This is a genomic window from Hydrogenophaga taeniospiralis (assembly GCF_020510445.1).
In the GTDB taxonomy this organism is placed as follows: Bacteria; Pseudomonadota; Gammaproteobacteria; order Burkholderiales; family Burkholderiaceae_C; genus Hydrogenophaga.
The window spans coordinates 1,803,341-1,823,345 of sequence record NZ_JAHBAG010000001.1 but is presented as its reverse complement, the minus strand read 5'-3'; the positions used below and the strand labels follow the sequence as shown (position 1 = coordinate 1,823,345).

Here is a 20,005-nt window from a genome sequence, read left to right as displayed (position 1 = left end):
GAGGCTCAGTGCTTGTGCTCCATGCCCGGCTTCATGGGCATGGCCGCATTGCCGCCGCCCAGCGCGGTCACGGGCGCCTTGATGTCCTGCGTGAAGCGCTGCTTGGCGGCGTCTTCGAACACCAGGGTGAGGGGCACGCTCTCGCCGCCCTTGAGCGGCTGTTTCAGGTCCATCAGCATCACGTGAAGGCCCCCGGGCTTGAGCTCCGTGGTGCGGCCAGCGGCCAGCTCCAGACCGGGGACCTGGCGCATCTTCATGACGTCGTTGTCCATCGCCATTTCGTGGATTTCCACCACACCGGCCACGGGCGACTCGACCGCCACCAGACGGGCGTTGGCCGAGGGCGTGAGGCGCATGAAGGCGCCCGAGGCCTTTTGCGTGGCCACGGTGCCGCGCACCCAGGCGTCTTCGACCTTGACCGTGGTCTGTGCCCAGGCACCGGCGGTGACGGCGAGCAGCGAAGCGATGAGCAGTTTTTTCATGGGGAACTCCTGTTGTGTTGAGAAAGGTTGAGAGAAAAGGAAAGAAGGGCAAGCTTCAGGCCGGCGTCTGGGCCAGCAGTTGCCGGATGTCGGCGGTGTAGTCGTCGGCCGTCTGTTCGTGGCGCAGCACCACGCGGATGCGGCCTTCGCGGTCGAACAGGTAGCTCAGCGCGGTGTGGTCCATGGTGTAGGTGCTGCCGGTCGGGACCTTCTTGTAATAGACCCGGAATTCGTCGGCCACGGCCTTGATCTGCGCCGGGCTGCCCGTGAGCGCCATGAACGAGGGGTCGAACGCGGCCATGTAGTCGCGCAGCAGCTCGGGCGTGTCGCGCTCCGGGTCCACGGTGACGAAGATCACCTGCAGCTGCGCGGCGTCGGCGCCGAGTTGCTGCTTCACGGCGGCGGCCCGCGTGAGTGCCGTGGGGCACACATCGGGGCACTGCACGAAGCCGAAATACAGCATCACCACCTGGCCGCGGTAGTCGGCCAGGGTGCGCGGTTGGCCGTTGAAATCGGTCAGCGCGAACTGGCGCCCATAGGCGGCGCCGGTGATGTCGATGCCCTTGAACACCGGGGCCGGCGCGCCCAGGGGTGTCTGGTCACAACCGGCGAGCAGGCCGCCCGTGCCCAGGGCCAACCCGCCCAGCCACAGGGTGGCCGCACGGCGGCGGGGGTCGGCGGGCGCACCCGCACGAGAGACAGGAAAACGAGGCATGGGGCCTCCTGAACATCAGGGAACACACGCAGCACCCACGAACGGGGTGTGCAACCGTGGTGGGTTCAGGCGGAGAGCGGGGGCGCGCGGGCCAGGCCGGGGGCCCAGGTGCCGCGCAGCGCGGCGGCGTGGAAATAGACCGGGAGCGGCTGGGCCTGCGGCCGCAGCGGCTCGGCGTGCGCCGACACCGGCGGCAGCCCGGCTGCGCCGCCATGCAGGCTGCACCAGGGGCAATCCATGGTGCCGGACGCCATGGGGTTGTCGTCACCGGAAGCCGGGTCGGCATCGGTCTGGACCCACACCATGCCGCTGACGCTGCACACCTGCACCCAGCCGTCGTGCGCCGAAGAGGCCACGACCGCCTGCGCCACGGTGGGCGCCAGCGCGCCCAGCACCATGGCGAGCATGGCCAGCCAGGCGGTGAAACGGCGGTGGGCGCGGGCGAACGGCATCGGCGCAGTTTAGCAGCCCGCCACGCCACGCCCCGGCTCGGCAAATCGCTGTTGCCTGCGCGACGCCCGGTGGCCACCGGCGGCCGATACCATGCAGGGCCTCAAAACCCGCTGCCAACAGGCCCCACCCGGAGACAACCCATGCTCAAGCTTTGTGGCTTCGCCGCCAGCAACTATTACAACAAGGTCAAGCTCGCCCTGCTCGAAAAGGGTGTGCCGTTTGAAGAGGTGCTGGCCTGGGTGGGCGAGACCGACAAGGCCGCCAGCCCGCTGGGCAAGGTGCCCTACCTGCTCACCGAGCGGGGCCCGATGTGCGAGTCCACGGTGATCCTGGAATACCTGGAAGACACCTACCCCCAGCACCCGCTCCTGCCCGGCGACGCCTTCGCGGCGGCCAAGGTGCGCGAGCTGCTGCGCTTCATCGAGCTGCACCTGGAACTCGTGGCGCGCAACCTCTACCCCGAGGCCTTCTTTGGCGGCCAGGTGAGCGACGCGGCCAAGGAAAAGGTGGGCCAGCAACTGGAGAAGAACGTCGCCGCGTTCGCCAAGCTGGCCATGTTCTCGCCCTTCATCGCCGGAGAGAAGTTCACCCTGGCCGACGTCGCCGCCGCGGTCCACCTGCCGCTGGTCAGCAGCGCCACCAGGATCATCTACGGCCGCGACCACCTGGCCGATCTGCCGGTGCGCGACTACCTCAAGCGCCTCGGTGAACGGCCTGCGGTGCAGCGGGTGAACGCCGATCGCAAGACCAGCACCGAGCTGATGCTGCAGCGCGCCCGCGCCGCCAAAGCCTGAACCGCTTCGAGCTCCGGTGGCGGCTCAGAGGCCGAGCAGGCGAGCCACCTCGGCGCGCATGTCCTGCGCCCAGGTGCGCCGGTCGCGCCCCTGAAAACGCTGGGGTTCGCCGTAGTGCACCACCGCCTGCAGGCCGCTGGCGCGCAAGGTGCTCCAGAGGGAGGCCAGCAAGGTGGTGTCGCCGATGAACAGGGGGGCGTCGCTGCGTTGTCCGCTGGCGCCGTCGACAAAAGCCAGCGCCACCGGCAGCACCGGCGCATTGGCCGAGATCGCCGCCTGGAACAGGTTGGCATGGAACGGCAACAGCGCACGGCCGTCGCCCGTGGTGCCTTCGGGAAACACGGCGATGGTGTCTTGGGCACGCAGGCGTTCGGCCATCTGGTGCACCACGCGCATGGCGTCGCGCCGGCTCTCGCGCTCGATGTAGAGCGTGCCCACCCCGGTGATGAGCGCACCCAGCACCGGCCAGTGTTTCACGTCGGCCTTGGAGATGAAGCGCGCGGGCTGGGCCGCGTTCATCACCAGGATGTCGAGCCAGGAGACGTGGTTGGCCACCAGCAGCACCGGGCCGCGCGCGGGCGGCGTGCCGCGCACCACCAGCTCCACGCCCATGATGCGCAGCATCTGGCGCGACCATTCGCGCACCAGCAACTCGCACTGCGCGGGCGTGAGCCGCCCGAACTCGCTGCGGATGGTCCACAACCCGCCCAATACGTGCACCAGCGCCCGCACCGCGCGCCACGCGGCCACCAGCGGGGACACGCGGGCGACGCTCACGCCAGCGCGTGGACCGCGGCGGCGCGGGCCGCCTCGTGGGCCACCTGCCCACCCACCAGGGTGGCGCGCACGCGCACCGGCATTTCATGGCCTTCGAACGGCGTGTGTTTGCCCTGGCTGCGCAGGCCCGTGGGCTCCACGCGCCAGCTGGCGTTGGGGTCGAAGACGCAGAGGTCGGCCTGGCCACCCACCGCCAACCGGCCCACGCTGTGCGCCAGCGTGCCCAGGCTGCTGCCCAGCACCGCCTGCGGGCCGGTGGTGAGCACGGCGAGCGCCTGCATCAGGCCCAGGCCGTCCTGCTGCGCCCACTTGCAGGCCAGGCCGAGCAGCAGTTCCACGGCGGTGGCGCCGGGTTCGGCCTCGGCGAACGGCAGCGTCTTGGCGTCGCTGTCGACCGGGTTGTGGTCGGACACCAGGGCGTCGATGGTGCCGTCGGCCAGACCGGCGCGCAGGGCATCGCGGTCGCGCTGCTGGCGCACCGGCGGCTGCAAGCGCAGCCGGCTGTCGTAGTAGCCGATGTCCACGTCGGTCAGGTGCAGGTTGTGCACGCTCACGTCGCAGCTCACCGGCAACCCCTCGGCCTTGGCCTGGCGCACCAGGGCCAGACCGGCGGCGCTGCTGATGCGGCACAGGTGCACACGCGCTTCGCTGCCTTTGCCGTGCACCGCGCGCAGCAGCTCGAACAGCGTGTGCAGCGCAATCGTCTCGGCCATCACCGGCACGCCGGCCAGGCCCATGCGCGTGGCCAGCGGGCCGCTGGCGGCCACGCCCTTGCCGAGCCAGAAATCCTGCGGACGCAGCCACACCGTGAAACCGAAGGTGGCGGCGTACTGCAGCGCACGCTGCAGCACCTGGTGGTTGACGATGGGCACCTCGGCCTGGCCAAAGCCGATGCAGCCCGACTCGGTGAGCTCGGCCATCTCGGTGAGCACCTCACCCTGCAGGCCGCGCGTGAGCGCGCCCAGCGGGAACACGCGCGACTGGTGCAGCTTCTCGGCGCGGAACTTGAGCATGTCCACCAGGCCGGGTTCGTCGAGCACGGGTTCGGTATCGGGTGGGCAGACCAGCGAGGTCACGCCCCCGGTCACCGCCGCGGCCATCTCGCTCTCCAGCATGCCCGCGTGCTCCTGCCCGGGTTCGCGCAGGCGCACCGCCAGGTCCACCAGACCGGGCGCGACCACGCAACCGGTGGCGTCGATCGTGCGGTTGGGGTGGAAGTCGGCGGCCACGTTGCCGATGGCGATGATGCGACCGGCGGCGATCGCCACGTCGGCCATCTCGTCGCGGCCGGTGGCCGGGTCCATGACACGGCCGTTCTGAATCAGGATTTTCATGTGTGTGTCCTCATGCGTCGTGGCTGGCCACGATGCCCATCACCGCCATGCGCACCGCGATGCCAAAAGTGACCTGGGGCAGGATCACGCTCTGTGGCCCGTCGACCACGGCGGAGTCGATCTCGACGCCGCGGTTGATCGGGCCCGGGTGCATCACGATGGCGTCGGGCTTGGCCCAGCGCAGGCGCTCGGTGGTCAGGCCGAAGCTCTTGAAATACTCCTGGCTCGACGGCAGCAGGGCGCCGCTCATGCGCTCGTTCTGCAGCCGCAGGGTGATCACCACGTCGCAGTCCTTGATGCCCTCTTCCAGCGTGTGGCACACGCGCACGCCCATCTGCGAAAGATCGCCGGGCACCAGGGTGCGTGGGCCCACCACGCGCACGTCGGGGCAACCCAGCGTGGTGAGGGCGTGGATGTCGGAGCGCGCCACGCGCGAGTGCAGCACGTCGCCCACGATGGCCACCGAGAGCTGGGTGAAGTCTTTCTTGTAGTGCCGGATGGTGTACATGTCCAGCAGGCCCTGGGTGGGGTGGGCGTGGCGGCCGTCGCCAGCGTTGACCACGTGCACGTGCGGTGCCACGTGTTGCGCGATCAGGTAGGGCGCGCCCGACTCGCTGTGGCGCACCACGAAGATGTCGGCCGCCATCGCGGAGAGGTTGGCGATGGTGTCGAGCAGCGACTCGCCCTTGGCGGTGGAGCTGCGCGCGATGTCGAGGTTGATCACGTCGGCCGACAGGCGCGTGGCCGCGATCTCGAAGGTGGTGCGGGTGCGGGTGCTGTTCTCGAAGAACAGGTTGAACACGCTCTTGCCCCGCAGCAGCGGCACCTTCTTCACGTCGCGGCTGCTGACGCTGACGAAGTTGGCCGCGGTGTCCAGGATCTGGGTGAGGATGTCGCGCGAGAGGCCCTCGGTGGAGAGCAGATGGATGAGTTCGCCGTTTTTGTTGAGTTGGGGGTTGCGTGCCACGTTCAGGCTTCCTTCTTGTTTTCCACCACGAAGCTCAGACGCCCGTCGTCGCTGCGCGCGAGTTCGAGCGTCTGCGTCACGGGCAATGCGACGGTGGCCGCGCAGACCTTGGCTTCGATCGGCAGTTCGCGCCCGCCCCGGTCCACCAGCACCGCGAGTTGCACGCTGGCCGGGCGGCCGTAGTCGAACAGTTCGTTGATCACGGCGCGCAGCGTGCGCCCGGTGTAGAGCACGTCGTCGACCAGCACCACGTGGGCGCCATCGACTTCGAACGGCAGCACGGTCTGAGCGCTGATGGCCAGGCCACGCTGCGCGAAGTCGTCGCGGTGCATGCTGGACGAGATCACGCCGACGCTCCCGGGCAGGCCCAGGTCGCGCTGCAGACGCTCGGCCAGCCAGGCGCCGCCGGAGGTGACGCCGGCGAGGTGCAGCGGCTGCGGAGTCACCGCGATCAGGCCTTTGACGCCCTGAAGCAGGGTTTTGTAGAGTAGTTCGGCGTCCAGTTGCAATGCACTCAAGGCAGGCTCCTCAAAAACTGTTCCAGGATGATGCAGGCCGACGCGGCGTCGGCGTCTTTGGCGCCCAGGGCGTGTGCTTCGGTCGTGCTGTAACGCTCGTCCACCTCGAACACCGGCAGGCCATAACGACCTCGCAGCTGGCGCGCGAATTTCCGTGCCCGCGCGGTGTTCTCGTGCGCGGCACCATCGGGATGAAAAGGCACGCCCACCACCAGGGCGTCGGGCTCCCACTCCTTGAGCCGCAGGCTGATCTGCGCGAAACGGGCATCGCCCTCGGCAGCGATCGTGGCCTGCGGCGTGGCGGTGCGTGTGAGGCGGTTGCCGCTGGCCACGCCCGTGCGCTTGAGGCCATAGTCAAACGCCATGAAGGTCTGGCAAGCGGAGGCGTCGTCCGTCATGCGTGGCCCGCGTCGGGCGAGAGCATCCAGGGCTGCAGGCCCAGCAGGGCCATGGCGCGCACGTAACGCTCGGAGACCGGCACGTCAAAAATCAGGCTCGGGTCGGCTTCGACCGTGAGCCAGCTGTTTTCGGTGATCTCGGATTCGAGCTGACCCTGCCCCCAGGACGCATAACCCAGCGTGACGAACACCTTGCGCGGACCGGCACCCGAGGACATGGCTTCGAGCACGTCCTTGGAGGTGGTCATCTCCAGCCCCCCGGGAATGGACAGCGTGGAGGCGTAGACCGATTCGCCGGCCCCGCCTTCCACGGCTTCGTGCAGCACGAAGCCCCGCTCGGTCTGCACCGGACCGCCCTGGAACACCGGCAGCAGGGCCAGGTCGTCGCGCCCCATGGGCAGGTCGACTTTTTCAAACAGCCTGGGCAGCAGGATGTCGCTGGGTTTGTTGATCACCAGCCCCAGGGCCCCTCGTTCGCTGTGCTCGCACATGAACACCACGCTGCGGGCAAAAAGCTCGTCGCTGAGGCTTGGCATCGCAATCAGGAAATGATTGGTCAGGTTGATGGGGGCAAAATCAGCGGACATGCGTTGATTTTAAGCCGCTGCCCCCGCAGCGCCCGGTCGTGCAGGCCCGCCCCCGTCCACCGCCATGAACACCTACGACAAAGGCCTGATGTGGTTCCGTCGCGATCTGCGCTGCGAGGACAACGCGGCGCTGTACCACGCGCTCAAGGTGTGCCGCCAGGTCTGGTGTGTCTTCGTCTTCGACACCGACATTCTGGACACCCTGCCCCGGGCCGACCGGCGCGTCGAGTTCATCCGCGAGTCGCTGGTCGAGCTCGACGCGGACCTGCGCACCCTAGGGCAGGCCAACGGCGCGCAAGGCGTCGGCCTGATCGTGCTGCACGGCCAGGCCCGCCAGGCCATCCCCGCGCTGGCCTGGCGGCTGCAGGTCCAGGCCGTGTTCGGCAACCACGACGACGATCCGGCGGCGCTGGCGCGCGACGCCCAGGTGTTTGGCGATCTGGCCCACGCCGGCATCCTGTTGCACAGCCACAAGGACCACGTGATCTTCGAGCGGCGCGAGCTGCTGACCCAGGCCGGCCACCCGTTTGGCGTGTTCACGCCCTACAAGAATGCGTGGCTCAAGCAGCTTGATCCGTTCCACCTCAAGGCCTACCCGGTGGCGCGCTACGCCGGGGCGCTCGCGCCCGTGCCGCCCGAGTGGGCGGTGCCGGTGCCGCGCCTGTCGGACCTGGACTTCGAGACCACCAACCTCGCGCAACTGCCCGTGCCCACCGGGTCCAGCGGTGCGCGTCAGCTGTTCAGCGATTTCCTGCAGCGCATCGACCGCTACGACCAGGCGCGCGACTTCCCCGCCGTCAAAGGGCCCAGCTACCTGAGCGTGCACCTGCGCTTTGGCACCCTCTCCGTGCGGCGGGTGGTTTCGGTGGCCCACCGGATGCATCTGCAGGGGATCGCCGGGGCGAGCACCTGGCTCTCGGAGCTGATATGGCGCGACTTCTACCACCAGCTGCTGGCCAATTTCCCGCAGGTGGCGGACCGGGCGTTCAAACCCGAATACGACCACATCCGGTTTGAGCGTGGCAAACATGCGAAGGAACTGTTCGCCACCTGGTGCGAGGGCCGCACCGGTTACCCCCTGGTGGATGCGGCCATGGCGCAGATCAACCAGACCGGCTACATGCACAACCGGCTGCGCATGGTGGTCGCGAGTTTTCTGGTGAAGGACTTGGGGCTGGACTGGCGCTGGGGCGAGCGCTATTTCGCCGAACACCTGATCGACTTCGACCTCGCCGCCAACAACGGCGGCTGGCAGTGGGCCAGCTCCAGCGGCTGCGACGCGCAACCCTGGTTCCGCATCTTCAACCCCGTCACGCAGAGCGAGCGTTTTGATCCCCAGGGCAAGTTCATCCGGCGCTATCTGCCGCAGCTCACCGAACTGCCCGATGCGGCCATCCACGCGCCCTGGCAGGCCCGCGAGCTGGAGTTGTCCGCCGCGGGCGTGGAGCTGGGCAAGACCTATCCGCTGCCGGTGGTCGATCACGCCGAGGCGCGCGAGCGCACGCTGCTGCGGTATGCGGTGGTGAAGAAAAAAGAACCCCCACGCTCTGCCGCTGCGCGGGTCGCTGCCCCCCGAGGGGGCTGATCCACCTTGGGGCGGCCCGGCGGTGGATCGTCGGCCCCCCACGCTCCGCCGCTGCGCGGGTCGCGGCCCCCTGAGGGGGCTGATCCACCTTGGGAGGATCAGCCCATCAGGCTTCGGCAGCGATCTGCGTGTAGTGCGCGATCAGCGCCAGCAGCTCGTCTTCGGAGTATGGCTTGCCCAGGTAGTGATCCACACCCAGTTCGCGCGCGTGTTCGCGGTGTTTCTCCGCAATGCGCGAGGTGATCATGATCACCGGCAGATCGGACAGGCGCGGGTCGCTGCGGATGTTGCGCACGAGGTCGAAACCGTCCATGCGCGGCATTTCGATGTCGGACAACACCACGGTGGGGCGTTCCTGCTGCAGGCGTTCCAATGCCTGCAGACCATCGGCGGCCATCGAGACGCGGTAGCCTTCGCGCTGCAGCAAACGCTGGGTCACCCGACGCACGGTGATCGAGTCGTCCACCACCAGCACCAGCGGCACGGCGCTGAGCGCCGCGTCCACGGGGGTCGAGGTCTCGCCCACCACCTGTGGGGTCTGGCGCTGCTGCTGGGCGATCCACTCATGGACCTGGGTGCCGTACACCGTCGCCAGGGCCACCGGGTTGTAGATCAGTGCCACGGCGCCCGAGGCCAGCACCGACATGCCGGCCAGACCGGGCAGACGCGAGAGCTGCGGCCCGAGGTTCTTGACCACCACTTCCTGGTTGCCCAGCACCTGGTCCACGTGCATGGCCACGCGCTGCGCCGCGCTTCGGAAGATCACCACCGGCAGCGTGCGACCCTTGGTCTCCTGCGACTGCGCGGAAGACTGCAACAGGGCACCGGCCCAGTAGAACGGCACCTCTTCGCCCGCCACCGTCAGGCTGCCCTTGGCATAAGCCTCGCCCAGCTCGGTGCTGGAGAGACGGCGCACCACCTGCACCAGGTTGGAGGGCACGCCAAAGGTGAGCCCGCCAGCGCGCACCATCACCACCTGCGTCACCGCGGTGGTCAGGGGCAGCACCAGCTTGAAGCTGGTGCCCTGGCCGGCGCGGGTGCTGGTCTCGATGCGGCCGCCGAGCGCCACCACGTCGTTGCGCACCACGTCCATGCCGACACCCCGGCCCGCCAGCGATGTGATCTCGCTCGCCGTGCTCAGGCCGGGTGTGAAGACCAGGTGGGCGGCTTCGTCGTCGCTGAGCTGCGTGCCGGCAGGCACCAGCCCCTGGGCCACGCCTTTTTCGCGCAGGCGGGCCAGGTCAAGCCCGGCGCCGTCGTCACGGAACACCACCGACACGTCGTTGAGTTCCTGGGCCAGGTGAATCTCGATGTGGCCTTCGGCCGCTTTGCCCAGCGCCAACCGGGTTTCGGTCGGTTCGATGCCGTGCACCACGCTGTTGCGCAGCAAGTGCTCAAACGCGGCGGTCATCCGGTCGAGCACGCCGCGGTCCATTTCGATGTTGCCGCCCACGATGTCCAGCCGCACCTGCTTGCCGGTCTCCTTGGACGCCTGTCGCACCACGCGGTACAGGCGCTCGGAAATGCCTTCGAACTCCACCATGCGGGTGCGCAGCAAGTCGCGCTGCAGTTCGCGGGTCTGGCGCGCCTGGGCCACCAGGCTGTCTTCGGTGGCCTCCACCGCGCGTTGCAGGTTGCGCTGCACGGTGGCCACGTCGTTGACCGACTCGGCCATCATGCGCGTGAGTTCCTGAACCCGGGTGAAACGGTCGAATTCGAGCGGGTCGAAGGACTGGTCGGCGTCGCGTGCTTGAGCCAGGCGCGACTGCATCTGGGTCTCGGCCTGCAGTTCGATGTCGCGCAGCTGACCGCGCAGACGGTCCAGGTTGCCCGTGAGGTCCTTGAGCGAGCCGCGCAAGGTCACGAGTTCGGACTCCATGCGCGAGCGGGTGATCATGACCTCGCCGGTCTGGTTGACCAGCCGGTCGAGCAGCTCCGGCCGCACACGCACGGCAGCTCCGGCCCGCGCCTGCAACAGCGCCGGCACCTGCGGCAGGGTCATCCCGGCCAGTCCCTCCGCGGGACCCGTGGGCGCGGCGTCAATGGGCAACGCCATCGGAGCGGCTTCGGGCACCGCGTCACCCGTCTCATCGGGCGGCGCCTGTTCGGGCGCCCGCTGAATCACATCCTGCGGTTCGGCGTCGGTGCGACGCAGCACGTCAAAACGGGCGCTGATCGCGTCGAACGCGCTCTGCAGCGGCTCAAGGTCGGCACTGCGTTCGACGTCGGACCCCAAACGCTCGGCCGCCGTCTCCATGCGGTGCGCCATCTCTCCCAGGCGCAGCGCACCGGCCAGGCGGGCGCTGCCTTTGAGGGTGTGCAGATTGCGCAACACTTCGGAGCGTGCGCTGCCGTTGTCGGGGCGCGCCACCCACTGGCGCAAGGCGCCGCCGAGCCGAGGCAACAGTTCGAGCGCCTCGTCGGCAAAGATCGGAAAAAGATCGACGTCGATCGTGTCCAGGGCATCGATATCGTCGTCGATGTCCTGCACCGGGCCCGCAGCGGGACCGGTCGATTCGTGCAGGCCACCGAAACCGGTGCTGGGTTCGCTGAACGCGGCCACTTCAACGCCGGCAGGCGCCTGCATCGGGGTGGGTGTGTTCGTCGGCGGGGCCTCAAAAAGCGGATCGGACTGCGCCTCGGGCACTTCGGGGGGCAATCCCTCAGGTACAGGCTCGTGCACGACGCGGTAGAGCGCTGCCATCAGCTCGGGGGTGGGCTCCTTGAGGAAACCGGCCGCGAACTGGTGCAACAGCCGGCGAATGTCTTCGGAAGCGTCAACGAACAGCTGCGCCTGTTCGGCGCTGGCGGCCCAGCCTGCTTGCTGGTGCAGGCCGATCGACTCGATCGCGTGCTCCAGCGCGCGGGCGATGTCGGACAGCGACTGGAAGCCCACGGTGGCCGAACTGCCGGCCAGCGAATGCGCCAGTGCCTCGGCCTGGTCCGGCACCGGCTGGTGGCGCTCCAGCGCCCACTCGGCCAGTTCGGTGCACAGGCGGCGCGACCACTCGTCGGCCTCATTGAGGTAGACGTTGTACAGCTTGATACCGATGCGCAGGTCCCCAATGACCCGGATCTGTTCGTCTGAAGCACCCGGAAAGGACTCCTCAACCGTCTCGACGACCTGGGGTTCCGCGCCCTCATCCACCACCGGTGGCTGCAGGCCATCGGGCGGCATTTCCGCATGGGCTTCAGCCTCGGGCATCGGGGGAGCCTCCTCCTGAACGACAGCCAGCCCGGCATCATCAGACACCGGCTCGGCCTGTGCTTGCGGCGCGTCGCGGGTGTCCAGATCGAAGTCGGCGTCGAGCGTGATGGACTCGACCTCTTGCGAAGGGCCGGTTTCGGTGTCCAGATCCAGAGAGAGACCGTCAAACAGGGCCGACACCTCATCGGACGAGGGTGACGGGAGGGGAGCAGGATCAACCGGGGCCGGCTCCACCTCAAGATCCGGGTCGTCCGTGACCACCACAGGGGCGGCCTCGGCTTGCGCGCTGGACGACGCGGCCATCAGACTGTCGAAGTCGATCTCTTCGAACATGGATGGCAGAGGGGCGTCACCTGACGCGTCGGCGTTCGGTCGATCGGCATCCAGCGTGGGGGCATCCGCGAACGGCGCGGCGTCGGCAAAATCGACTTCCGCAGACGCGGGCACCAAGCCTTCAACACCCGCGGGCGTCTGCCCCTCGGAGGGTTGGTGCGACGTGCCATCCAGGTTCATCGCCTCAGCCAGGGTTTCGGCTTGAGCCAGCTCGGGCAGTGCGATCTCGTCGATGGCGGAAGCGGTCTCGACCACGGTCGCTGCGGAGGCAGGTTCGGCCATCCCGTCGGATTCGACGCGTTGCACGGCCTGCGGCAACGCCAGTGCCAGGTATTGCGCCTGGTTGCGCCAGGTTTCGGCGCTGGCACGGAACGGCCCTGCGCTCCAATGGGTGTCGCGCCGGTCCGCGATGTCCTGCACCCAACGGGAGAACGCGGCCATCGCCTCACCCGCCAGCCGGAGCATGTCGGCATGGGCTCCACGCTGCTCGGCCAGCACGGCATTGAGCATCTGTTCCATGGCCCACGCCGCTTCGCCGAACTCGTTCAGGCCCACCATGCGTGAGCTGCCCTTGAGCGTGTGGAATGCGCGCCGCAGCGTGGTGAGGTGCTCCAGATCGGCGGGATCCACCTGCAGATGTCTCACCGCATCGAGTCCGTTGGACACGACCTCGCGGGCTTCTTCCAGGAAGATGTCGAGCAGATCGTCTTCTTCGTTGTCCTCGGCCATCAGGGCGTTGGGCACCGGAGCTGCCACGGGAGCGGATGCCTGCGACAGGTCCACCAGCGCCTGTGCGCCGGCGCTGGCGCTGTCACTGACCACCGCCTGGGCCGCGTCGCGCGCGGCGCGTGCCACCCCGGGCTGTTCGGCCAGCGAGGCTTGCGTGGCCAGCGTGTCGAGCTGCTGGCTGAGATCGACCAGGGCCACCCCCTCCTGCACACCGTCGACCACCCGCTGCACCTCGGCATTGATGGCCTGGGCATCTTGATGGGCCGGTGGCTTGGAAGCCTCGGAACTGAGCGTACGACCCATGAGCGGCAACAGCTCGCCCTTGGCCTCGTCAAACACAAACAGCTTCTTGGCCAGCGCTGGCTGGTAGTTGAGCATGTCCACCAGGAAGCTCAACGCGCTGAGGTTGTTGCCCAACTGCTGGAAGGTTCCGGCTTCGCGGGCCATGGTCTCGTCCACCTCGGTGTCCAGGATCTGGTCCACCGTGGCCCGCATCCGCGCCACCGTCTGCACCGCCTGCTCCAACCCGAGCACCGAAAGCACGCCACGCATCTGCGCGAGCTGCGACACCGCCACGTGCAACCCGCCCTTTTCGTGGGGGGTGCGGAAGAACTGGTCCAACGACTTTTCAGCCTCGCCCAGCGACACCTTGAGCTCGCCCACCACACTGCCCATGGTCTGGCGATCGCTCACGCGGCGGTAGAGTTGCTCCATCCAGGCGTCCAGCGGTTGCGCGGGCGCACCCGCCAACACGCTCTCCAGACGCGCGGCCAGTGCCTGGGTGCGCTCGGTCATTTCGCTGTCGTTGGGGTCGAAATCCTCAAAAGCAGCTTCCAGGTACAGGGTGGTGGTCGCCACCTCCATGGCCAGTTCGGGCCTGACGCCGCCGGCATCGCGCGCCGACTGTTCGGCCGTCTTGAACAAGGCCTGCGCCAGCACGGTGCTGGCCGGATGGAGCTTGAGCAGGGAATCGCCCACCAGACCAAACTGGTCGGCCACCTGGCGGGCCCGGCTCGCATCCCCACCCGAAAAGAGCGACCAGGCTTCTTTCGCGGCATGGATGCGCTTGCGTGCCTGGGTCAACAGCGCCGGGTCAAAACGCCCCAGCGTCGCCAGGTGGTAGTCCACCGGCTTGGTCGCGCCCAGATCAAATGCCTCACGCACCGCCACGAGGTGAGGCGCTTTGCCTGGCGTGGCGCCATCAGCCTGGGCACAGAAAAACAGCAGGTCGTGCAACAGGGTCTCGGACACCTGGTTCTGACCCCGGGCGAGCGTGGCGAACTGCAGCAGGATGCGCGAAGCCGCCCGCTTGACATACACATCCACCGGCAACAGGCGCTGGGACAGGGCCTCGAAATAGGCCGCGGCCACGCTCCAGAAAGTCCGCACCCGGGCCTCGGTGGCGCCGGCGGACAGCCCCCCGCTGAGTCTGGCCAGTTGCTGTGCGGCGGCGGGGCTCTGGGTCTTGACCACCAGCAACACCAGCCGGTCGAACAACAGGCGCTGGGGGGCATCGCACTGCGACGCGGACGCGCCCTTCGGGGCCTCGACCACCACACTACGCTGATCGAAAGGCCACAGATCGGCAGGGTGCACACGCTCTGCGCCAGCCAGTTCCTGAACCTCCCGGTACTGTGCAAACAGCGCCACAGGCTGGACCGGTTTGTTGTTGAGCACCGCCTCCAGGTATTCGATCAGGGCGAAACTGGCCCGTTCGACCTTGCCCGCGGCCTCATCGTTGCACACCTGGGGACGCTGCACGAAACGTTGCACCGCGGCTTCCATCGCCCGCAACACCTGGGCCGGCGCAAGCAGGCCCACCATTTCCAGGGCACCGACCGCCTGGTGCAGCTGCTGGCGGGCGATCCGCAGCGAACCCGGGTCCACCGCCTCCAGGTCGTCGCTGCGGGATCGTTCCGTCTCGCGCACGAAGCGCTTGATGGCCTTGTTGGCCGCGTCGAGCGACTTGCGCAACTCGTCGAACACCCAGGCCAGCGGACCGAGGTCGGCGAGCGGGGCATCCGTCTGCAAACTGTCGGCGGTGGTGTCGAGCATGATCATCAGTCAGGTTGGTGCACAGACGCGGGAGGGCTCTCAGGCGATCTTGAACCGCGACACGGACTGACGCAGTTCTTCGGCCATGGCGGAGAGTTCACGCACCTGCTGGGCCGTCGAACGCGTGCCTTCACCGGTCTGCTCGGTCACGGCAAAAATGTGCTGGATGTTGCCGGCCACCTCGTTGGCCGACTCGGCTTCGCGTGACGTGGCACTGGAGATCTGCTCAATCAGTTCGGCCAATCGCCGAGACACGCGGTCGATTTCGGACAGCGCGGTACCGGCGTTGTCGGACAGCTTGGCTCCTTCGACCACACCCTGGGTGGAGCGCTCCATGGCGGCCACCGCGTCCTGGGTGTCGGTCTGAATCGCCTTCACCAGCGCCGCGATCTGGCGCGTGGCGTCGGCCGACCGTTCGGCCAGTCGCTGCACTTCCTCGGCCACCACCGAGAAGCCCCGACCGGCTTCACCGGCGGAAGCCGCCTGGATGGCGGCGTTCAGGGCCAGCACGTTGGTCTGTTCGGTAATGTCCGAGATCAGTTCGGTGATTTCACCAATCTCCTGCGAAGACTCACCCAGCCGCTTGATGCGCTTGGAGGTTTCCTGGATCTGGTCGCGGATGGCGTTCATACCGCCGATCGCGTCCTGCACGGCCTGCAGACCCGATTCAGCGGCTTGCAGAGAAGTCCGCGCCACCGAGGCCGATTCCTGCGCCTGTCCCGACACCTGGTTGATGCGTTGTGCCATGTCCAGCACGGACTGGCCGGTTTCACGAATCTCACGCAGTTGCTCGGTGGACGCAGCCAGCAGCTCGGTCGAGGTGCTTTCCACCGCGGACGTGGTCTGCGCCACCCGGGTGGCCGTGGCCTGTACGTTGCCCACCAGCGAACGCAGCTCTTCCACCGTGTAGTTCACCGAGTCGGCGATGGCGCCGGTGATGTCCTCGGTCACGGTCGCTTCCTGCGTCAGGTCGCCTTCGGCCACCGTCTGCAGTTCGTTCATCAACCGGAGAATGGCCGCCTGGTTGGCGTCGTTCACGCGCTTGGCATCCTGCTCCAGCGACTCGGCCGCCTGGCGCTGACGCTCAGCCACCCGTTGGCGCTGACGGCTGTCCTGCAGCTGCACATAGGCCAGACCACCCGCACAACCCAGCGCAAAGACCGCAGACAGCAGCAAGACGGCGATTTCTGCGCCGCCCAAACCGGAGCGGGAAGACAGGCTCGCCTGGAGCTTGCCCAATGCCAATCGCAAAGGTTCGCTATCGGCAATGATGCCGGCCTGCGCCTCCCGGGCCGACACCAGGCCCTGCAGGTTGCCCAGAATCGCGCCGGCTTCGGTGCGGGTCTGTTCGTACATGGCCAGCAGGGCTTCCAGCCGTTCACGCACCTGTTCGTCCTTGGCGGCGGCAAGGCGCAACTCCTCACTGCCCTTGAGCAAGCCGTCGGCGATTTCCTTGAAGGTGTTCAAGTCCTTGCCCAACAGGAACACCGCCTCAGGGCTCACACCCTCCATGGTCAGGAATTCGTTGGCCGACTTGCCGATACGCTGGGTCAACATCACCAGCTGGCCAGACGCCGAAATTTCGGCCGCTGGCGCGTTTTGCTGCAGCTTGAGGGACGAGACGGTTTCGGCGATTTCCAGCAGGTCGGAAGACTGCCGGTTGATCGTGCGCAGGGCGTCGCCCACCTGGGTCAGGATCTTCTGCTGCGCGAGAATGGCGGCGGCGTTGTCGTGCGCACGCTGCACCACCGGGGTGAGTTCACTCAACTGCGGCTGGAGTTCGGCCGCCAGCGGGACAAGATCCGCGCCATGGGCATGACTGTCGCCTGCGCCATGTTCTCCGCTGGCACCCAAACGAAGCGCAGCAACGTTGTCAAACAGCACCTCGGCACTTTGATCCACTTCCGGGAAAGCCGATGCACTGCCGATCAAGGCCTGTGACGCGCTTTTGGCCAATCGTTGCGACTGCATCAGCGCGTCACCGGTGGCAGCCACCTGCACACTCAGGTTCTGGGTTTGATTCAGCACAAAGAATGTCACCGCGCCCAACACCACCAGGCCAAACGCCAGCAAGGTGGCCAGGGTTCGCTGGTGCTGTTCGGCCAGGCGACGGCCCAGCAAGGGCAGCGACACCATCCCCGCATCGGAAGGGTTGTCGTCGTCCGGAAGCCGGCTTTCTGGGAGGTCACCCGCCGCAGAGTCCGGCGCGAGCCGTGCGGCGGCCAGATCGGCGATGTCCTGGTCGATGGAATCGCCCAGGTCGGGTTCGGGTTCATCACCAGCTTTTTTCTTGAACAGTCCCTGGAATCGATCAAGCATGGCCATGAGAAAACCTTCCAACAGAAAACAACATACGGGAAACCGGTATTGGCCGACGGCGTTCGGCCATCAGGCGGCGATGGCCAAAAATTCGGACTCACCCGCCAAGGCCTGAAGATCAAGCTCCTGCCACAGCTGGCCCTGGTGGTCGATCAGACAACGGGTGAAATAAGCGGGAGCATTCTCGGGGTTGGACCCCAGCGCACTGAACATGGCCGGGTTGCGCAGGCCCAGCAGGCGATCGATCCAGAGCACGGCATTGACACCCAGCGCAGCATGCAGACTGACCAGCCGCGATTCGGAAGACACGCGGTCCCCACTGGTGGCAGGCGCGAGCGACCGGTTCAGCAAACGCGCCAGATCCACCACACCGTGCAGGCCACCCCGCAGGCTGGCCACCCCGGCGTACCAGGGCTTGGTGTAAGGCACGGACTGAATGGGGGACCAGGGGAAAATCTCGCCCGCCTGGACCAGCGGTATCAGGTAGCGCTGCCCGCCCGCTTCCACGGCCAGCCAGGAGGCTGTCGCAGCTTCGGTTTTCGCGGCAGACAGACGTTGCGCCAGTCGTTCCTGCAGATCCTTGAGTGACTGTCGGTTGGTGGCCATGCTGGGTAAGGTTCGGGGCGCGTGCGGTGGTGTCGAGCCTGGCGCTTAACCCAGCGCCCGAATCTTGGAAATCAGCTCTTCGGTATTCACCGGCTTGGTGACGTAGTCACGAGCACCCTGACGCATGCCCCAGACACGATCGGTCTCCTGGTTCTTGCTGGTGCACATGATGATGGGGATGTGGGAATACTGCGGGTCCCGCGCGATCGCCCGGGTCAACTGAAAACCATTCTGACCGGGCATCACCACGTCCATCAGAATCAGTTCCGGCTTTTCCTCGCCGAGCCGACGAAAGGCCTCTTCGGCATTCTCGGCGGTGCGCACGCTGTAGCCGTTTTTGATCAACAGGTCCGACAAAACCATCAACTCGGTCTTGGAATCATCAACAACAAGCACTTTATGTATGGGCATCATGCAGCTCCGGTGAGGTGGGCGCCGAACTGCTGCACCGCGTGCAGCAACTGGTCTTTGGTGAAGGGTTTGGTGAGGTAGTCCTGGGAACCGACCATGCGTCCGCGAGCCTTGTCGAACACGCCGTCTTTGGAAGACAGCATCACCACAGGAATGCTCGCGAAGCGGGCGTTGCGCTTGATGATGGCACAGGTCTGGTAGCCATCCAGCCGCGGCATGAGGATGTCGCAGAACACCAGATCGGGCTGGTAATCGTTGATTTTGGCCAGTGCGTCGAAGCCGTCATCAGCCAGCAGGACTTCATGCCCGCCCTGCTTGAGGAAGATCTCCGCACTGCGGCGAATGGTATTGCTGTCATCCACCACCAGGACTTTCAGCGCGGGTGTCGTGCTCACGGTTGTGTCGCTCCAGTTAGGGTGTCAGGGCTTGGGCACACGCAACTGTTGTGCCACGGCATGGTCGACCTCAGATCTGCACCATTTCAAAATCTTCCTTGCGTGCGCCACACTCCGGGCAGGTCCAGTTCATGGGCACCTGCGACCAGGGCGTTCCCGGTGCGACACCATGCTCGGGAGCGCCAGCAGCTTCGTCGTAGATCCAGCCGCAGATCAGGCACATCCAAGTCTTGGTTTCGCTCATGGTTATAGGGGCCATTGTCATAGAATGCAATCATTGTATCGAGCCCCATGAGGCCTCCTCAGGCCATCAGCCGCTGGTTTTCCCCATGTGCGCGGACCGCCGATCCTGCATCAGCACCCGGCCCTGACCCCACACCACCCTCATGCCCGACACCCCTGACACCTCCACGCCCACCTCGCTTGAGGCCCTGGGCGAAACCAGCCTGCCCTGCGTGATGGTGTTCAACGCCAACGATCCCAGCGGGGCAGGCGGCCTGAGCGCCGACATCACGGCCATGTCCAGCGCATCGGCCCATGTGCTTCCCGTGGTGACGGGTGTCTATGTGCGCGACACCAGCGAAATCCACGACCACATCGCCCTCGATGAGGAGGCCGTCACCGACCAGGCACGCTGCTCGCTGGAAGATGTGCCGGTGCAGGCGTTCAAGGTCGGCTTCGTGGGCAGTCCGGAGAACCTCAGCGCGATCGCCGGCATCACCACCGACTATGCGGAAGTGCCCGTGGTGGCTTACATGCCCGACCTGTCGTGGTGGGACGAACTGGCCATCGAAACCTACCTGGACGCCTGCGTTGAACTGTTGCTGCCGCAGACCACCGTGTTGGTTGGCAACCACAGCACGCTGTGCCGATGGCTGCTGCCGGAGTGGGAAGGCGACCGCCCGCCCAATGCCCGCGAGGTCGCCCGTGCGGCCGCCGTGCACGGCGTGCCCTACACGCTGGTGACCGGCTTCAACGCCGCCGACCAGTATCTGGAGAGCCACCTGGCCTCACCGGAAACGGTGCTGGCCTCGGCCCGTTACGAACGCTTTGAAGCCACCTTCAGTGGCGCTGGCGACACCTTGTCCGCCGCGCTGTGCGCCCTGATCGCCGGGGGGGCCGACCTGCAGGCGGCCTGCGCCGAGGCGCTGACCTACCTCGATCAGTGCCTGGACGCGGGCTTCCAGCCCGGCATGGGCCACGCCGTGCCCGATCGTCTGTTCTGGGCCCACGAAGACGACGAAGAGGGCGAAGGCCAGGCGGGAGACCCCTCCCCCGACAGCACGCTCGACGTCGATGATTTTCCGCTGGACACCACCAGACATTGAATCTCCCCCAA

Annotated in this window: 18 protein-coding genes; 3 read left to right on the top strand and 15 right to left on the bottom strand. The window is 67.0% G+C overall.

Annotated elements, in window-relative coordinates; all coding sequences use genetic code 11:
• Window positions 1-5 precede the first annotated feature (5 nt).
• The 3 genes from KIH07_RS08765 to KIH07_RS08755 all read right to left on the bottom strand — a co-directional run bounded on the left by KIH07_RS08765 (window position 6) and on the right by KIH07_RS08755 (window position 1,649).
• Entirely contained in the window at window positions 6-482 is a 477-nt protein-coding gene (locus tag KIH07_RS08765) for a copper chaperone PCu(A)C (RefSeq protein ID WP_226491604.1), read from the bottom strand.
• A 55-nt stretch (window positions 483-537) separates the two neighbouring features.
• The gene (locus KIH07_RS08760) at window positions 538-1,197 is read right to left on the bottom strand and encodes an SCO family protein (RefSeq protein ID WP_226491603.1); all 660 of its coding nucleotides are present in this window, start codon (window positions 1,195-1,197) and stop codon (window positions 538-540) included.
• A gap of 65 nt (window positions 1,198-1,262) precedes the next feature.
• Window positions 1,263-1,649, bottom strand: a complete 387-nt coding sequence (locus tag KIH07_RS08755; protein WP_226491602.1) for a DUF2946 domain-containing protein — start codon at window positions 1,647-1,649, stop codon at window positions 1,263-1,265.
• Window positions 1,650-1,790: 141 nt separating this feature from the next.
• Between KIH07_RS08755 and KIH07_RS08750 the strand changes: the two genes are divergently transcribed.
• Window positions 1,791-2,444 carry a glutathione S-transferase family protein gene (locus KIH07_RS08750; RefSeq protein WP_226491601.1) on the top strand — a complete coding sequence of 218 codons (654 nt, stop codon included), beginning with the start codon at window positions 1,791-1,793 and terminating at the stop codon, window positions 2,442-2,444.
• A 24-nt stretch (window positions 2,445-2,468) separates the two neighbouring features.
• Here the strand turns inward: KIH07_RS08750 and KIH07_RS08745 are convergent, their stop codons facing one another.
• From KIH07_RS08745 to KIH07_RS08720, 6 genes are read right to left on the bottom strand one after another with little or no spacing between them, the layout of a single operon-like run.
• Window positions 2,469-3,221 carry a lysophospholipid acyltransferase family protein gene (locus tag KIH07_RS08745; protein ID WP_226491600.1) on the bottom strand — a complete coding sequence of 251 codons (753 nt, stop codon included), beginning with the start codon at window positions 3,219-3,221 and terminating at the stop codon, window positions 2,469-2,471.
• Window positions 3,218-4,555: a dihydroorotase gene (locus tag KIH07_RS08740; protein WP_226491599.1), complete on the bottom strand. Its 1,338-nt coding sequence runs from the start codon at window positions 4,553-4,555 to the stop codon at window positions 3,218-3,220. The genes KIH07_RS08745 and KIH07_RS08740 overlap by 4 nt, the downstream gene beginning before the upstream one ends.
• Window positions 4,556-4,565: 10 nt before the next feature.
• Entirely contained in the window at window positions 4,566-5,528 is a 963-nt protein-coding gene (locus tag KIH07_RS08735; RefSeq protein WP_226494657.1) for an aspartate carbamoyltransferase catalytic subunit, read from the bottom strand.
• On the bottom strand, window positions 5,525-6,040 hold the full coding sequence (gene pyrR / locus KIH07_RS08730) for a bifunctional pyr operon transcriptional regulator/uracil phosphoribosyltransferase PyrR (RefSeq protein ID WP_226491598.1): 516 nt from the start codon (window positions 6,038-6,040) through the stop codon (window positions 5,525-5,527). Before pyrR ends, KIH07_RS08735 begins: the two co-directional genes overlap by 4 nt.
• Entirely contained in the window at window positions 6,037-6,438 is a 402-nt protein-coding gene (ruvX, locus tag KIH07_RS08725; RefSeq protein WP_226491597.1) for a Holliday junction resolvase RuvX, read from the bottom strand. Before ruvX ends, pyrR begins: the two co-directional genes overlap by 4 nt.
• On the bottom strand, window positions 6,435-7,025 hold the full coding sequence (locus tag KIH07_RS08720) for a YqgE/AlgH family protein (RefSeq protein WP_226491596.1): 591 nt from the start codon (window positions 7,023-7,025) through the stop codon (window positions 6,435-6,437). The genes ruvX and KIH07_RS08720 overlap by 4 nt, the downstream gene beginning before the upstream one ends.
• Window positions 7,026-7,089: 64 nt before the next feature.
• Here KIH07_RS08720 and KIH07_RS08715 point away from each other — a divergent pair, with 64 nt between their 5' ends.
• A complete protein-coding gene (locus KIH07_RS08715; RefSeq protein ID WP_226491595.1) occupies window positions 7,090-8,610 on the top strand; it encodes a cryptochrome/photolyase family protein in 1,521 nt (506 codons plus the stop codon).
• Window positions 8,611-8,716: 106 nt separating this feature from the next.
• On the opposite strand, the gene KIH07_RS08710 is transcribed toward KIH07_RS08715, so the two are convergent.
• The 6 genes from KIH07_RS08710 to KIH07_RS08685 all read right to left on the bottom strand — a co-directional run bounded on the left by KIH07_RS08710 (window position 8,717) and on the right by KIH07_RS08685 (window position 18,910).
• A complete protein-coding gene (locus KIH07_RS08710) occupies window positions 8,717-14,935 on the bottom strand; it encodes an Hpt domain-containing protein (protein WP_226491594.1) in 6,219 nt (2,072 codons plus the stop codon).
• A gap of 39 nt (window positions 14,936-14,974) precedes the next feature.
• Window positions 14,975-17,260: a methyl-accepting chemotaxis protein gene (locus tag KIH07_RS08705; protein ID WP_226491593.1), complete on the bottom strand. Its 2,286-nt coding sequence runs from the start codon at window positions 17,258-17,260 to the stop codon at window positions 14,975-14,977.
• Window positions 17,261-17,323: 63 nt separating this feature from the next.
• On the bottom strand, window positions 17,324-17,860 hold the full coding sequence (locus KIH07_RS08700) for a chemotaxis protein CheW (protein WP_226491592.1): 537 nt from the start codon (window positions 17,858-17,860) through the stop codon (window positions 17,324-17,326).
• 45 nt (window positions 17,861-17,905) lie between these two features.
• Window positions 17,906-18,271 (bottom strand): response regulator, encoded by a 366-nt coding sequence (locus KIH07_RS08695; protein WP_226491591.1) that lies wholly within the window; start codon window positions 18,269-18,271, stop codon window positions 17,906-17,908.
• Window positions 18,271-18,666: a response regulator gene (locus KIH07_RS08690; RefSeq protein ID WP_068167268.1), complete on the bottom strand. Its 396-nt coding sequence runs from the start codon at window positions 18,664-18,666 to the stop codon at window positions 18,271-18,273. The genes KIH07_RS08695 and KIH07_RS08690 overlap by 1 nt, the downstream gene beginning before the upstream one ends.
• A gap of 70 nt (window positions 18,667-18,736) precedes the next feature.
• Window positions 18,737-18,910 (bottom strand): rubredoxin, encoded by a 174-nt coding sequence (locus tag KIH07_RS08685; protein ID WP_084235834.1) that lies wholly within the window; start codon window positions 18,908-18,910, stop codon window positions 18,737-18,739.
• A 142-nt stretch (window positions 18,911-19,052) separates the two neighbouring features.
• Here KIH07_RS08685 and thiD point away from each other — a divergent pair, with 142 nt between their 5' ends.
• A complete protein-coding gene (gene thiD, locus KIH07_RS08680; RefSeq protein ID WP_226491590.1) occupies window positions 19,053-19,994 on the top strand; it encodes a bifunctional hydroxymethylpyrimidine kinase/phosphomethylpyrimidine kinase in 942 nt (313 codons plus the stop codon).
• The last annotated feature ends 11 nt before the right edge of the window (window positions 19,995-20,005 follow it).

Coding starts and splice junctions, on each gene's coding strand:
- KIH07_RS08765 (WP_226491604.1), bottom strand. CDS start 482: ATGAAAAAACTGCTCATCGCTTCGCTGCTCGCCGTCACCGCCGGTGCC.
- KIH07_RS08760 (WP_226491603.1), bottom strand. CDS start 1,197: ATGCCTCGTTTTCCTGTCTCTCGTGCGGGTGCGCCCGCCGACCCCCGC.
- KIH07_RS08755 (WP_226491602.1), bottom strand. CDS start 1,649: ATGCCGTTCGCCCGCGCCCACCGCCGTTTCACCGCCTGGCTGGCCATG.
- KIH07_RS08750 (WP_226491601.1), top strand. CDS start 1,791: ATGCTCAAGCTTTGTGGCTTCGCCGCCAGCAACTATTACAACAAGGTC.
- KIH07_RS08740 (WP_226491599.1), bottom strand. CDS start 4,555: ATGAAAATCCTGATTCAGAACGGCCGTGTCATGGACCCGGCCACCGGC.
- ruvX (WP_226491597.1), bottom strand. CDS start 6,438: ATGACGGACGACGCCTCCGCTTGCCAGACCTTCATGGCGTTTGACTAT.
- KIH07_RS08720 (WP_226491596.1), bottom strand. CDS start 7,025: ATGTCCGCTGATTTTGCCCCCATCAACCTGACCAATCATTTCCTGATT.
- KIH07_RS08715 (WP_226491595.1), top strand. CDS start 7,090: ATGAACACCTACGACAAAGGCCTGATGTGGTTCCGTCGCGATCTGCGC.
- KIH07_RS08710 (WP_226491594.1), bottom strand. CDS start 14,935: ATGCTCGACACCACCGCCGACAGTTTGCAGACGGATGCCCCGCTCGCC.
- KIH07_RS08705 (WP_226491593.1), bottom strand. CDS start 17,260: ATGGCCATGCTTGATCGATTCCAGGGACTGTTCAAGAAAAAAGCTGGT.
- KIH07_RS08700 (WP_226491592.1), bottom strand. CDS start 17,860: ATGGCCACCAACCGACAGTCACTCAAGGATCTGCAGGAACGACTGGCG.
- KIH07_RS08695 (WP_226491591.1), bottom strand. CDS start 18,271: ATGCCCATACATAAAGTGCTTGTTGTTGATGATTCCAAGACCGAGTTG.
- KIH07_RS08685 (WP_084235834.1), bottom strand. CDS start 18,910: ATGAGCGAAACCAAGACTTGGATGTGCCTGATCTGCGGCTGGATCTAC.
- thiD (WP_226491590.1), top strand. CDS start 19,053: ATGCCCGACACCCCTGACACCTCCACGCCCACCTCGCTTGAGGCCCTG.